Annotated in this window: 13 protein-coding genes; 1 reads left to right on the top strand and 12 read right to left on the bottom strand. The window is 70.7% G+C overall.

The annotated features are described in order from the left end of the window. Positions 1 to 3: 3 nt before the first annotated feature. The gene (locus BJ979_RS01875; RefSeq protein ID WP_179564646.1) at positions 4 to 1107 is read right to left on the bottom strand and encodes a transaldolase family protein; all 1104 of its coding nucleotides are present in this window, start codon (positions 1105 to 1107) and stop codon (positions 4 to 6) included. Positions 1108 to 1276: 169 nt separating this feature from the next. On the opposite strand from BJ979_RS01875, the gene BJ979_RS01880 reads away from it, so the two are divergent. Beyond that, positions 1277 to 2035: a GntR family transcriptional regulator gene (locus BJ979_RS01880; RefSeq protein ID WP_179564648.1), complete on the top strand. Its 759-nt coding sequence runs from the start codon at positions 1277 to 1279 to the stop codon at positions 2033 to 2035. 13 nt (positions 2036 to 2048) lie between these two features. Here BJ979_RS01880 and BJ979_RS01885 read toward each other — a convergent pair whose 3' ends face one another. From BJ979_RS01885 to BJ979_RS01935, 11 genes are all read right to left on the bottom strand, one after another. Beyond that, the gene (locus tag BJ979_RS01885) at positions 2049 to 2651 is read right to left on the bottom strand and encodes a hypothetical protein (RefSeq protein ID WP_179564650.1); all 603 of its coding nucleotides are present in this window, start codon (positions 2649 to 2651) and stop codon (positions 2049 to 2051) included. A gap of 62 nt (positions 2652 to 2713) precedes the next feature. Continuing rightward, positions 2714 to 3595, bottom strand: a complete 882-nt coding sequence (locus BJ979_RS01890; RefSeq protein ID WP_179564652.1) for a sugar phosphate isomerase/epimerase family protein — start codon at positions 3593 to 3595, stop codon at positions 2714 to 2716. Positions 3596 to 3626: 31 nt separating this feature from the next. Then, entirely contained in the window at positions 3627 to 4637 is a 1011-nt protein-coding gene (locus tag BJ979_RS01895; RefSeq protein ID WP_179564654.1) for a Gfo/Idh/MocA family protein, read from the bottom strand. A gap of 28 nt (positions 4638 to 4665) precedes the next feature. Then, positions 4666 to 5577, bottom strand: a complete 912-nt coding sequence (locus tag BJ979_RS01900; RefSeq protein ID WP_179564656.1) for a sugar phosphate isomerase/epimerase family protein — start codon at positions 5575 to 5577, stop codon at positions 4666 to 4668. A gap of 126 nt (positions 5578 to 5703) precedes the next feature. Further along, on the bottom strand, positions 5704 to 7650 hold the full coding sequence (gene iolD, locus BJ979_RS01905) for a 3D-(3,5/4)-trihydroxycyclohexane-1,2-dione acylhydrolase (decyclizing) (RefSeq protein WP_246286661.1): 1947 nt from the start codon (positions 7648 to 7650) through the stop codon (positions 5704 to 5706). Continuing rightward, positions 7650 to 8645 carry a 5-deoxy-glucuronate isomerase gene (gene iolB, locus BJ979_RS01910; protein ID WP_179564658.1) on the bottom strand — a complete coding sequence of 332 codons (996 nt, stop codon included), beginning with the start codon at positions 8643 to 8645 and terminating at the stop codon, positions 7650 to 7652. Before iolB ends, iolD begins: the two co-directional genes overlap by 1 nt. An 85-nt stretch (positions 8646 to 8730) precedes the next feature. Then, positions 8731 to 10230: a CoA-acylating methylmalonate-semialdehyde dehydrogenase gene (locus BJ979_RS01915; protein WP_179564660.1), complete on the bottom strand. Its 1500-nt coding sequence runs from the start codon at positions 10228 to 10230 to the stop codon at positions 8731 to 8733. 42 nt (positions 10231 to 10272) lie between these two features. Beyond that, positions 10273 to 11160 (bottom strand): Cgl0159 family (beta/alpha)8-fold protein, encoded by an 888-nt coding sequence (locus BJ979_RS01920; protein ID WP_179564662.1) that lies wholly within the window; start codon positions 11158 to 11160, stop codon positions 10273 to 10275. After that, entirely contained in the window at positions 11157 to 12122 is a 966-nt protein-coding gene (gene iolC / locus BJ979_RS01925; protein ID WP_179564664.1) for a 5-dehydro-2-deoxygluconokinase, read from the bottom strand. The genes BJ979_RS01920 and iolC overlap by 4 nt, the downstream gene beginning before the upstream one ends. Positions 12123 to 12270: 148 nt before the next feature. Then, entirely contained in the window at positions 12271 to 12774 is a 504-nt protein-coding gene (locus BJ979_RS01930) for a gluconokinase (RefSeq protein WP_343046556.1), read from the bottom strand. A 98-nt stretch (positions 12775 to 12872) separates the two neighbouring features. Next, positions 12873 to 13775, bottom strand: coding sequence for a LysR family transcriptional regulator (locus BJ979_RS01935; RefSeq protein WP_179564666.1), 903 nt, complete (start codon positions 13773 to 13775; stop codon positions 12873 to 12875). Positions 13776 to 13821 lie beyond the last annotated feature (46 nt).

A 13821-nucleotide genomic window follows, 5' to 3' on the forward strand; every position in this document is an offset into this window, starting at 1 on the left:
GGCTCACCGCGGCGCCGGCACGAGCACGTCGCGCACGAGCGCATCGAGCTGCGCGTCGGCGTCGAGGAACTGGCGCAGCGTGCGGGCCGAGGCGCCGAACGCCGCGAACTCGCTCGCCGTCATCCCGTCGGGCTCGTAGGCGCGGCGGAAGTCGGGCACGCGCTCGAGCAGCTCGGCGATGATCGCGGGGTCGACGGGCACGTCGATGCGCGACTCGGCGCTCAGCGGGTTCTCGTTGATGCGAGCCTGCCAGTCGAACGGCGGCGAGACGACGAGGTCGCCGCCGACGAGCTCCGACCACTGCAGGTGGTTGCGGAACGCGGCCGAGAGGATGCGCGAGCGGAAGCCGCGCTCGCGGAAGATGCGGTAGGCGTTCTTCAGCGCCGCGACGCCGGCCCACTCGAGGTGGCCGGGGTCGATGAGGATGCGGTCGCGCTGCACCGTGTACTTGAGCCAGTCGTCGAGGCGGCCGCCCATGATCGTGACGACGTGGCCGAACTCCTTCTCCTCCAGGCCCTCGGCGGCGCGACGATCGAGAGCGCGCTCGAGCGCCTCGCCGACGGCGACGGCCTGCGGCACGGTGAACGAGACGGTGGCGTTGATGCTGACGCCGCGGTAGGCGGCATCTTCGATGGCCTGGATGCCGATCTCGGTCGCCGGGATCTTGACGATGATGTTCGGCGCGAGCTGCGAGAAGTGCACGGCCTGGTCGGCGAGGGCCTTCGCGTCGCGGTGGAAGCGCGGGTCGGTCTGCACCGAGAGGCGTCCGTTGCGGCCGCCGCTCGCCTCGAAGGCGGGGAGCAGCTGCTGCGCGGCGTCCTTCGACAGCCACTCGACCGCGAGCCAGCCGAGCTCGCTCTCGCCGGCGGTGGGGTTCTCGTCGGCGAGCTGCTGCAGGCGCGGACCCCAGACATCCGGGTGCGCGTTGATCGCGGTGTAGGCGATGACGGGGTTGCACGTGGCGCCGACGGCGCCGAACTCGATCGAGCGGCGCAGCTCGTCCGGGTCGGCGGAGTCGTTCCACAGCGCGGTCGGCGTCGTCGCCGCGGCGCGCGCGAGGGGAAGCAGGTGGTCGGTGGACGTCGTCGGCGACGCGGTGAGAGTCATGGGGTGCTCCGATTCGAACAGGTCTTGTTCTTATGTTCTAACAAACTGACCTGAAGGGGAAGTCCGCGGCGGGGATCCGCGGGTCGGGAGCCCCGCGCGCCGGGCCGAAGTAGCGCGCTCAAGTGATAATGTCCCCACAAACCCACGACCCGAAGGCGAGGGCCGCTGCATGGATGCAGAGCCGACTCTCCCGGCGTCGCTGTTCCTCGACATGGATCGTTCGGGACCCGTCCCGCTCTACTACCAGGTCGCCAGCCGCATCGAGCGGGCGATCTCCGATGGAACCGTGTCGGCCGGATCCCGCATCGACAACGAGATCGCGCTCGCCGAGCGCCTCGGACTGTCGCGCCCGACCATCCGCCGCGCCATCCAGGAGCTCGTCGACAAGGGCCTGCTCGTGCGCCGGCGCGGCATCGGCACGCAGGTCGTGCACGGCGGCGTGACCCGCAAGGTCGAGCTGTCGAGCCTCTTCGAGGACCTGGCGGCGTCGTCGCGCACTCCGCGCACCGACCTGCTGCTGCACGAGGTCGTCGCGGCGGATGCGGCCATCGCCGAGCGTCTGGCCGTCGCCGAGGGCGCGAACGTGCTGCACCTGCGTCGGGTGCGCCTCGCCGACGATGTGCCGCTCGCGCTGATGGAGAACTACCTGCCGGAGGACTTCACCGACATCACCGCCGACCAGCTGACCGAGCACGGCCTGTACCAGCTGCTGCGCGGTCGCGGGGTCTCGATCCGCGTCGCCCGCCAGCGCATCGGCGCCCGCTCGGCGACGGGCGAGGAGGCGAAGCTGCTCGAGCTCGAGAAGCACTCCGCGGTGCTGACGATGGATCGCACCGCCTACGACGACAACGCTCGCGTCGTCGAGTTCGGTCACCACTCCTACCGGCCCGACCTCTACTCGTTCGAGGTGACACTGGTCGACCGGTAGGTCGACGCCAGGATCACTCCCCCGCGGCGTCCAGCCCCGGGCCGAGGTCGAGCTCGAGGAACGCGGCGAGCCGGTCGGCGCGGCGCAGCTCGTAGTCGTCGCCCTGCTGCTGGTCGGCGCGGGCGAGCGCGGCGGCACGGCGCTCGAACGACTGGGCGATCTCGGCCCACGCCTCGGTGCGGGCGCGCTCGACCAGGTCGCCGAGGTGCTCCGGGTCGTCGGCGAGGGCACGCAGCCGCGCGGCCAGAACGGGTCGCACGCGCTCGGCGATCGCATCGATCGGCTCGCGGGGCAGGTTCGCGTCGTCGCCGACGTACTTCGGCTTCGGCTGGTCCTTCCGCTCTTCGGCGAGACGCTGTACGCGCTCGAGCGATTCGAGCTCGCGGCTCGCGGCGGCGCGCAGCTCGTCGGCGGCGTGCCGGGCGAGCGAGTCGCGATCGAGGTCGAGCCGGTCGCGCAGGGCGCTGAGGATGACCGCGTTCTTCACCGACATCCGCACCGCCGTCTCGGCGATGAGCACGCCCTCGTCGACGACCCGCTCGACGGGAGCGGGTGCGGTGGGCTCGAGCGGCTCGTAGCGGCCGACATCGACGCGGCGACGACGGAAGAGGCGCATCGCATCCATTCTCCCGCAGTCGCCGCGTCGATCGTGTCGCGGGTGCTCAGTCGCCGCGGGAGTCAGCCCTGCTTCGCGGCCGCGATCCCCGCGTGGATCGTCTCGAGCTGGTGCTTCGCCGAGCCGCGCCAGTCCTCGTCCTCGGCGAACACGTTCGACACGAGGATCGTGTCGTCGCGGTCGAGGAAGCCGACCCGGTTCAGTTCGCCGAAGTACTCGCCCCAGTTCACATCCCCGTCGCCGATGTTGAGGTGCTGGTGGATGCGCACGGCGTTGCCGGGCGGGTTCGAGATGTAGCGCAGACCGTGCGAGCGGTGGTGGTCGAAGCTGTCGGCCGCGTAGGCGACGTTGAGCTTGGCACCGGCCGTGTCGACGATGCGGGTGATCTCGTCGCCGTAGTGGAAGGTGTGCGAGCCCACGTAGACGAACCCGACCCGATCGCTGTCGAGCCCGCGGATGATGCGCAGCGCCTCGACGCCGTTCTCGACGAAGTCGTCGGGGTGCGGGTCGATGTTGAGCGTGATGCCCTCGCGCTCGAGCAGCGGCAGCAGCACCTCCATCGTCGCGTAGAAGCCCGCCTCGCTGTCCTCCTCGCGCTCGGGGCGCCCCGAGAACTCGGTGTTGATGACGCGCACGTCGAGCTCGGCGGCGATCTCGATGATGCGCGTGAAGTTGCGCACCGCGGCGAGGCGCTGCTGCTCGTCGGGCCACGAGATGCGGTGCACCGGCAGCAGCGACGAGATGCCGATGCCGGCATCCGTCACCGACTTCTTCACCGCGGCGATCAGCTCGCGGTCGACGCGCGGGTGGTGGAAGAAGGGGAGGAAATCGGGGTGCGGCGTGAGCTGGATCCACTCGAAGCCCAGCTCCGCGGTCACGCGGGGGAACTCGAGGAACTCGAACTCGGAGTGCAGCGGGGTGGGGTCGTAGGCGATCTTCACCATGGGGTTCTCCAAGGGCTCCGGATGCGGTCGATCAGTTGTAGAACGCCGGCTTGGCGATCGTCTCGACGGCGACGCGCTCGCCGGTCTGCTGCGCCGTCACGCCGGCCTCGCAGGCGGCGGCCACGAGGTAGCCCTCCCACGCCGAGGGGCCGTCGATCGTGCCGCGGCGGGCGGCATCCACCCAGCGCTGCACCTGCTCGTCGTAGGCGTGAACGAAGCGGGTCACGAAGCTCTCGTGCTCCTTGCCGCCCCAGCGGCCCTCGTGCCACTGCTTCAGCCCAGCGGTCTTGCCGATCTCGGCGACGCCGTTCTCGAAGACGGCCTCGGTCGTGACCTGGTAGCCGAACTTCATGTTGACGTTGATCTCGACCTCGGCGACGGTGCCCGACTCGAACTCCAGGTAGACGAGCTGCGGCTCCTGGATGGTCGCGTTGCGGTTCACCTTGAGCTTGCGCACCTCGACGGCCTTCAGCGTCTCGCCCGTGACCCACGGCAGCACGTCGAACTCGTGCACGACCGAGTCGGTGATGAGCATCGACTCGGTGTACTGCGGCGGGGTGGAGGGGTTGCGGTGCGCGGCCTTGACGAGCAGCAGCTCGCCGAGCTCCTTCGAGGCGATGAGCTGGCGCAGCGCCTGGTACTCCTCGTCGAAGCGGCGCATGAAGCCGACCTGGATGTGCGGGCGGTCGAGCTTCTGCTCGGCCTCGAGCACCTTGAGGCTCGTCTCGGTGTCGGGGGTCAGCGGCTTCTCGCAGAGGATGCTGACACCCGCCTCGAGCGCCGGGTAGAGCACCGGCTCGTGGAACGGGCCGGGCGTGGCGATGAGCACCGCATCCAGGTCGTCCTTCTCGAGGGCGTCTTCGATGCGGGTGCGCGTGGTCGCCTCGGGCAGGTCGGCGACGGCCGCCTTCGCGCGGGCCTCGTCGGGCTCGACGACGGTGACGACCTCGGCACCCGAGATGCGGTGCGAGATGCGCTTGATGTGGTCGGCGCCCATCATGCCGGCGCCGACGACGGCGACGCGGAGATCCTTGCTGGTCATGGCTTCTGTCCTGTTCTCTGTCGCGACGTCAGTTGGCGCGGGCTGCGCGGGTGCAGCTGAAGATGTGCTGGTGAGTGCGGGTGGCGATGCCCAGGGGCAGGTCGATGTCGACGCCGGGCATGTCCTGCTCGACGATCGCGAAGATCTCGGGGTCGAGCGCGGCGACGGCCTCGATGATCGGCGCGAACTGCGGCTCGCCCGCCGGAGGCTCGACCATGACGCGGCTGGCCGAGTCGGCGAAGGGGATGTCGTTCTTCAGCACCTCGAAGCGGTAGTCGGGGTCGATCTGCTTCAGGTGCAGGTAGCCGATGCGGCCGGGGCGCTCGCCGATGAGACGGAGGTTGTCGCCGCCGTAGTAGGCGAAGTGGCCCGTGTCGAGGCAGAGGTTGAGGTACTGCGGGTCGGTCAGATCGAGCAGGCGCACGACCTCGGTGTAGGTGCCGACGTGACTGTCGGCGTGCGAGTGGAACTGCTGCTTCACGCCGTACTCCTCGAGCAGGGCCTTGCCGAGGCGCTCCTGGCCGGCGGCGAGCTTGTCCCACTGCTCGGGGGTGAGGGTGCGCGGCTCGACGGCGGTGCCGTCGAGGTCGCTGCGCCACATGTCGGGGATGACGACGATGTGCTCGCCGCCGACGGCCGCGGTCAGGCCGGCGACCTGCACGGCCTGATCCCAGGCGCGCTGCCACTGCTCGTCGCCCTTGTGGAAGCCGGTGAAGACGGTGCCGGCCGAGACCTTCAGGCCGCGCGCATCCAGCTCGTCACGCAGCTGCGCCGGGTCGGTCGGCAGGTAGCCGTAGGGGCCCAGCTCGATCCAGGTGTAGCCGGCCTTCTGCACCTCGTCGAGGAAGCGCTGCCACGGGATCTGGCGCGGGTGCTCGGGGTACCAGACGCCCCAGCTGTCGGGGGCGGTTCCGATGCGGATGGCCTTGGTGTCGGACATTGACGTCAGCGTCTTTCTCTTCTGCGAGTGGGTGGTGCTGTGGTGGGTGGTGCTGGTGGAACCGCCGCCGGGATGGTGGTCCCGGCGGCGGCGGTCGTGCTGTGGAACTCGGTGCGGTGGCGCTGCTCAGCCGAGCAGCGGGCGCTGCAGCTTCTGCTGCTCGACGTACTCGGCGCGGGCGGCCTGCGTGCTCTCGATCGTCGAGACCTCGGCGACCGGCACATCCCACCAGCCCTCGCCGTCGGGCGCGTAGATGAGCGGGTTCGAGTTGATGTGGATGAAGGTCGAGCGCTCGCTCGCCTTCGCGGTCGCGAGGGCCTCGCCGAGCTTGTCGATCGCATCCGCGCCGGGCTCGATCTCGATCGTGTCGACGCCGTAGCTGCGCGCGTTCATGGCGAGGTCGATCGGCAGGATCTGCTCGCCCTGGAAGTTGCGGGTCGCCGGGTCGTACTCGCGGTACCAGGTGCCGAAGCGCTCCGATCCGACCGTCTCCGAGAGGTGGCCGATCGAGGCGTAGCCGTGATTCTGGATGAGCACGACGATGATCTTGATGCCCTCGGCGACCGCGGTCACGAGCTCGGTGTGCAGCATGAGGTACGAGCCGTCGCCGACCATGACGATGACATCGCGGTCCTCGCCGGCGGCGAGGGCGCCGCGCTTGACGCCGAGGCCGCCCGCGATCTCGTAGCCCATGCACGAGAAGGCGTACTCGACGTGGTAGCCGAGCGGGTCGCGCACGCGCCACAGCTTGTGCAGGTCGCCGGGCAGCGAGCCGGCCGCCTGCACGATGACGTCCTGCGGGTCGGAGGCCTTCTGCACGGCGCCGATGATCTCGGGCTGGCCGGGCAGGTCGAGACCGCTGGGCTGGAAGGCGGCGTCGACGGCCGCATCCCACTGCGCGTTCTCGGTCCGGATGCGCTCGGCGAGCTCGGCGGGCACGGTGTACCCCTCGAGCTCGCGGGCGAGCGCGCGGAGCGCCTCGCGCGCGTCGGCGATGATCGGCAGCTGCGAGCCGTGCTTGTAGGCGTCGAAGCTCGCGACGTTGACGTTGACGAAAACGACATCGGGGTTCTGGAACACCGTGCGACTGGCGGTCGTGAAGTCGCTGTAGCGGGTGCCGATGCCGATGACGACGTCGGCGGTCGCCGCGATGCGGTTCGCGGCGGCCGTGCCGGTCGCGCCGATGCCGCCGAGGTACTGCGGGTGATCCCAGTTCAGCACGCCGCCGCCGGCCTGCGAGGTGCCGACGGGGATGCCGGTGGCCTCGACGAGCGCCTGCAGCGCCTGCTCGGCCCCGGAGTAGATGACGCCGCCGCCGGCGACGACGATCGGGTTCTTCGCGGCCTTGATCGCGGCGACCGCGCGGGCCAGCGGGCCGGCCTCGGGCAGCGGACGGCGGATGTGCCACTCGCGCGGCTGCAGGAACTCGACGGGCACGTCGAGCTCTTCGGCCTGCACGTCCTCCGGCAGCGCGATCGTGACGGCGCCGGTCTCGACCGGGTCGGTGAGCACGCGGATGGCCTGCAGCGCGATCGAGAACAGCTTCTCGGGGCGGTCGACGCGGTCGAAGAAGCGCGACAGCGGGCGGAAGGCGTCGTTGACGGTGATGCTCGTGTCGTGCGGCGCCTCGATCTGCTGCAACACCGGGTCGGCGACGCGGGTCGCGAAGGTGTCGCTGGGCAGCAGCAGCGCGGGCATCCGGTTGGTCGTGGCGAGGGCCGCGCCGGTCAGCAGGTTCGCGGCGCCCGGGCCGACGCTCGCGGCGCTCGCGTAGGTGCCGCGACGGCGATGGATGCGGGCGTAGCCGACGCTCTGGTGCACCATCGCCTGCTCGTTGCGCGCCTGCAGGTAGGGCAGCAGGTCGGGCTGCTCGACGTTGAGCTGCTTGAGCGCCTGGCCGATGCCAGCGACGTTGCCGTGGCCGAAGATGCCGAAGACGGCGGGGATCGTGCGCTCGCGGATCTCGTCGCCGTCGGCGTCGACGTCGACGGTCCACTGGTTGGCCAGGAACTCGAGGAGCGCCTGGCTGACGGTCATGCGGCGGGTCTCGCCGCGGGCGGGGGTCGTGCTCATCAGAGTCCGTTCTCCGTGGTGCTGGTGGTGGTCGTGCTGTCGGCGGCGCCGGCCGCGCCGGGCTCGTCGCCGACGGAGGCGCTCGTGTAGGGCAGGCGGTTGTCGCGCTCCTGGCCGTCCCAGGTGCCGCGGATCCATCCGTGGGCCGGGTCGTCGGTGATGTTCCAGACGCGCTCCGGGTCGGGGCCGGCCATGACGTTGAAGTAGTAGAGGTCGTAGCCCGGGGCTGCGGCGGCGGGGCCGTGGTAGCCGTAGGGGACGAGGGCGACATCGCCGGTGCGCACGAGTCCGGCGATGTCGATCTCACCAGCGGGTGAGCTGTAGGCCGCGAACAGACCGAAGGGATCGGACTGCTCGGGACGGGCGAGGCCGCGGGCGACGTCGGACTCGAAGTAGTAGATCTCCTCGAGTCGCGACTCCACCCCGGGGATCGCCTGGTCGTGCTTGTGCGCGGGGAACGACGACCAGTTCTCGCTGGGCGTGATCACCTCGCACACGATGAGCTTCTGCGCGCGCAGGCCCCCGGGAACGCCGAAGTTGTGCACCTGGCGGCTGGATGCTCCGGCGCCGCGCTGCTCGACGGGCACGTCGGCGGCGCGGATGACCTGCACCGGGATCTGCTCGGTCGCGGGCGCCTCGGCGACGGCGACGCGGCCGGTGCCGCTGATCGACGCGGTCACGCCGACGCCGAGGTAGACGACGTCGCCGGGGCCGTGGAAGACGCCGATGCGGTGGGCGAGCTCGATGGTGTTCTGCGCACCGGTCGGGCCCTCCGCATCCTCGCCGCCGTCATGCGTGACGGTGAGGGTGCCCTCGAGCGGAACCACCATCCGCTCGAGGGCACCAGCGGGCAGCTCCAGCGCTGTGGAGCCGTCGAGCACGCCGATCCGCAGGCCGGTGTGCTGCCAGCCGGGAAGGGTGTCGTCGACGACCGACTCCCAGCCGTCGCGCGCGAGGTCGCCGCGTCGGTGGAGCCAGCGGGTGCTGCCGGTCATGTGGTGCTCCTGAAGTGCTTGGTCGTGCTGGTGGTGGATGCGCGGGGCCCGATGCGGACCCCGCGCCGTCCTGTTCGGTCTTCTCTCAGTTCTGGGGGAAGCCGAGGTTGATGCCGCCGTGCGACGGGTCGAGCCAGCGGCTCGTGATGGCCTTCTCCTGGGTGAAGAAGTCGAAGCCGGCGGGGCCGTAGGCCTTGTTCGCACCGAACAGCGAGTCCTTCCAGCCGCCGAAGGAGTAGTACGCCACCGGCACGGGGATCGGCACGTTGATGCCGATCATGCCGACCTGGATCTCGGTCTGGAAGCGGCGGGCGGCGCCGCCGTCGTTGGTGAAGATCGCGGTGCCGTTGCCGAACTGGCCCGAGTTGATGAGCTCGACGCCCTCCTCGTACGACTGCACGCGCACGACGCTGAGCACCGGCCCGAAGATCTCCTCGGTGTAGGCGCGGCTCGTGGTGGGCACGTTGTCGAGCAGGGTCGGTCCGAGCCAGAAGCCGTCGGCCTCGCCGTCGACCTCGATGCCGCGGCCGTCGACGACGACCTTCGCGCCATCCTGCTCGGCGATCTCAATGTAGCCGGCGACCTTGTCGCGGTGCGCCTCGGTGACCAGCGGGCCCATGTCGGGCTCGCGGCGGCCGTCGCCGATGCGCAGCTTCGAGATGCGCTCGGTGATCTTCTCGATCAGGTCATCCGCGACGGGCTCCACGGCCAGGAGGACCGAGACCGCCATGCACCGCTCACCCGCGGAGCCGAAGCCGGCGTTGATCGCGGAGTCGGCGACGAGGTCGAGGTCGGCATCCGGGAGGACCAGCATGTGGTTCTTCGCACCGCCGAGGGCCTGCACGCGCTTGCCGTTCTTCGCCGCGGTCTCGTAGATGTACTGCGCGATCGGGGTCGAGCCGACGAACGAGATCGAGCGCACCTCGGGGGCGTTCAGCAGGCCGTCGACGGCGAGCTTGTCACCCTGGAGCACGTTGAAGACGCCGTCCGGCAGGCCGGCTTCCTTCCACAGCTCCGCCAGCCACAGCGCCGCCGACGGGTCCTTCTCGCTGGGCTTCAGGATCACCGTGTTGCCCGCCGCGATCGCGATCGGGAAGAACCACAGCGGCACCATCGCCGGGAAGTTGAAGGGCGAGATGATCCCGACGACACCGAGGGGCTGCTTGATCGAGTACACATCCACACCCGTCGAGACGTTCGAGGAGTAGCCGCCCTTGATCAGGTGCGGGAACCCCGTCGCGAGGTCGACGACCTCGAGGCCACGCGCGACCTCGCCGGCGGCGTCGGAGACGACCTTGCCGTGCTCGGAGGTGATGATCTCGGCGAGCTCACGCGAACGGCCGGCGAGCAGCTCGCGGAACTTGAAGACGATCGTCTGACGCTTGGCCAGCGACAGGTCGCGCCAGGCCGGGAACGCGGCCTGGGCGGCCGCGATCGTGGCGTCGATCTCGGCCTGGTCGGCGAGCGCGACCGACTTGGTCTGCTTGCCGAGGGCGGGGTCGAAGACGGGGGCGGTGCGACCCGACTTCGACTCGCTGATCGCACCGTTGATCCAGTGCTGGACGATGGGCAGGTTCTCGGACATGACTTCCTCAGATACGGGGTGGAACAGAAGAGTGGTGGCAGATCAGACGCGCACGCCGTGCACGAGCGACGCGGCGTGAGCCACGGCGGTCGCGACGTCGCCGTCGCCGGGGTAGAGCATCGTGCGGCCGAGCACCAGGCCGCGCACACCCGGCAGCGCGAGCGCGCGCTCCCAGCTGGCGTAGGTCTCGTCGCGGTCGCCCTCGGGGTCGCCGCCGAGCAGCAGCGTCGGCAGCGTGGTCGCCGCCATGACGCGCTCCATGTCGGGCACGACCGGGATCTTCAGCCAGGAGTAGGCGCTCGTGTTGCCGAGGCCGGACGCGATGGCGACCGAGTTGATGACGGCCTCCGCATCCAGCTGGTTGACGATGCGGCCGTCGACCCAGCGGCTGAGGAAGGGCTCGAGCATGATCGGCAGCTTCGCGGCCGCGGCGGCGTCGACCGCGCGGGCCGTGGCCTCGAGGGTCGCGACCGTGCCGGGGTCGGTCAGGTTGACGCGCACCAGCAGCTTCGCGAAATCGAGGCCGGCGGCGACCATCGCCGGCACGTCGTGGCCGGTGAAGCGGTCGTCCATCTCGAAGCTGGCGCCGCGCAGGCCGCCGCGGTTCATCGAGCCGACGGCGATCTTGCCGTCGAGCAGGCCGAGCAGCGCGAGGTCGTCGAGCACGTCGGGCGTGCCGAGCACGCCGTCGACGGCCGGGTTCTCGAGCGCGATCGCCATGTTGGTGAGCAGCTCGTAGCGGTCGGCCATCGCGAGCGGGTCGCTGCCGACGCCGAGGGCGCCGCGGGCGGGGTGGTCGGCGGCGACGATGAAGAGCTTGCCGTCGCCCTCGAGCAGCTCGCGGCGGCGACGCGTCGCGAAGGCGCGCGAGACGGCCTCGGGGTCGGTGGCCCGCAGATCGCGCAGGCGGTCGAAGTCGAGGTCGGTCATCGGGTCACCCCGGCGAGGATCGCGTCGACCTCGGCGGTCGTCGGCATCGCGGTGGAGCACTCGAGGCGACCGGCGACGATGGCGCCGGCGACGTTCGCGAAGCGCAGGATGCGCTCCAGGTCCCAGCCCTCGAGCAGGCCGTGCACGAGCGCGCCGCCGAAGCTGTCGCCGGCGCCGAGGCCGTTGACGACATCCACGAAGTAGGGGGCGACCTCGACGGTCTCGTCACGGGTCTTCGCGAGCACGCCCTTGGGGCCCTGCTTCACGATCGCGAGCTCGACGCCGCGCTCGAGCAGCGCATCCGCCGCCCGGTGCGGGTCGGTCTCGCCGACGGCGATCTCGCACTCCTCGCGGTTGCCGACGGCGACCGTGACGTGTTCGAGGGCGCGCTCGACCTGCTTGGTCGCGTCTTCGCCGGTGGGCCAGAACATCGGCCGGTAGTCGAGGTCGAGGATCGTCAGCGGCTTGCGCTGGCGGGCCTCCCACGCGGCGAAGTGCGCGCTGCGGCTGGGCTCGCGCGACAGGCCGGTGACCGTCGCCCAGAAGACACGGGCCCGGTGGATGGCGTCGAGGTCGAGCTCGCCGCCCTTGATGACCAGGTCGGGCGCGATCGGGTCGCGGTAGAAGTAGAGCGGGAAGTCGTCGGGCGGGAAGATCTCGCAGAAGGTGACCGGGGTGTTGAGCCCGGCGACCGGCGAGACGAACACCGGGTCGACGCCGAGGCGCTGCAGCTCGGTGTTGACGAAGCGGCCGAAGGGGTCGTCACCGGTGCGGGTGATGACCGAGGTGCTGCGGCCGTGACGCGCGGCGGCGATGGCGACGTTGGTCGCGCTGCCCCCGAGGTACTTGCCGAAGGTCGAGACGTGCTCGAGGCCGACGCCCGTCTGCAGCGGGTAGATGTCGACACCCACGCGACCGATGGAGATCAGGTCGAAGGTGGTGGAGGATCGGTTGGCGGTCATACGACGTCGTACAACTCTCTGCTCGGAGACTCGGTGCGGTTCATACTACCCATGACAGTATGTAAGCACAAAGTTTTTTCCTGAATCTCCTCGGCGGCTGAAAGAGCCGGTCAGCCCGGGCATCCCGAGGGCTGACGACCGCGGCGGATCAGGCCCGCGACGGGCCCAGCCAGCGCAGCGCCTCGGCGATCAGACCCGGGATCGGATAGGCCACATCCAGGGCGATCGCCCGCTCGTCCGGCGTCGGCGGCTCGAGCGCCGCGAGCTGGGAGTCGAGCAGCGCGGGCGGCATGAAGTGCCCGCGACGCGCGGCGATCCGCGCGTGCAGCAGCGCCGGATCGCCGAACAGGTAGACCACGCGCAGCGCCGGCGCGAGTTCGCGCAGCCGATCCCGGTAGACCCGGCGCAGCGCCGAGCAGGCGACGACGACACCGGCCGGCTCACCGTGCGCGAGCGTCGTGCCGACGGCCGTCAGCCAGGGCGCCCGATCCGCATCATCGAGCGGGATGCCGGCCGCCATCTTGGCGATGTTGACGGGCGGATGCAGCGCATCCCCATCGACGAAGGCGACCCCGAGCGCCGCAGCCAGCTCGGCGCCGACCGTGCTCTTGCCCGAGCCGCTCACGCCCATGACGACGATCGGCGCGCTCACGAGATGATCTTCTCAGGAGACGTCGGCGTTCTCACGGGAGTTCAGCCTTCTCAGGAGACATCAGCCTTCTCAGGAGACATCAGCCTTCTCAGGTGAAGTCAGCGGCCCGGCCGCCAGCGGTAGCGCGCGATCGCATGCAGCGACTGCACGAGGTCGTCGACCGCCGGGTCGGAGTCGGCGGCGGTGACCGCGCCGATCACCCGGCGCGCATCCGGGTGGTCGATCGGAACCTCGACGGCGCCGTCGTCGCCGGAGCCGGCCGGCAGGATCGTGACGCCCGCCCCGGCGGCCGCGAGTCCGCGCGCCACCCGGTAGTCGTCGACCTCGTAGGCGCCGGCCGCGGCGTGCTCGCCCGTGATGCGACGGATCGACTCGTGCAGGCCGAAGCCGCGTCCGAGCGCGATCATCTCCTCGCCCGCGAAGTCGGCCGGACGAGCCGGGCGGTCGAGGGAGGCGAGCGGATGCCCGCGCGGCACGACCAGGAACAGCGGCTCGGAGTAGAGCGGCTCGGTGCGCAGCCCGGGTTCGTGCGGCGGGTCGGCGACGACGGCGAGGTCGGCCTCGCCGCGGCGCACCGCCTCGAGCAGGCTCTCGCGCGCCCCGTGGATGAGTCGGAACCGCACCCCGGGACGCCGCTGCCGGTGCCGGGCGAGCGCCCGCGGCAGGAAGGTCTCGCCGAGGGCCGTCTGATAGGCGACGCGCACGAGCGCCTCGGCCGGCTCGGCCGCGCTGCGGGCCGCGGCGACGCCGTCGTGCAACAGCTCGAGAGCGTCGGCTCCGGCGTCGGCGAGGGCGCGGCCGGCTTCGGTCAGCTCGACGCCGCGCCCGCGACGGGCGGTGAGCGGGGCGCCGACCCTCTCGGCGAGACGGGTGAGCGCGCGGCTGGCCGAGGGCTGCGGGATGCCGAGCTCGTCGGCGGCGCCGGTGACGGTTCCGGTGTGGGCCAGCTCGACGAGCACCTGCACGTCGCCGAGCAGGGTTCGCATGTCACGAGCATCCATGCACTGAGGATATGACTCGTGACCTGATTCGCATTAGTCATGCACC

The organism is Schumannella luteola, assembly GCF_013408685.1.
GTDB classification, from domain to species: Bacteria; Actinomycetota; Actinomycetes; order Actinomycetales; family Microbacteriaceae; genus Schumannella; species Schumannella luteola.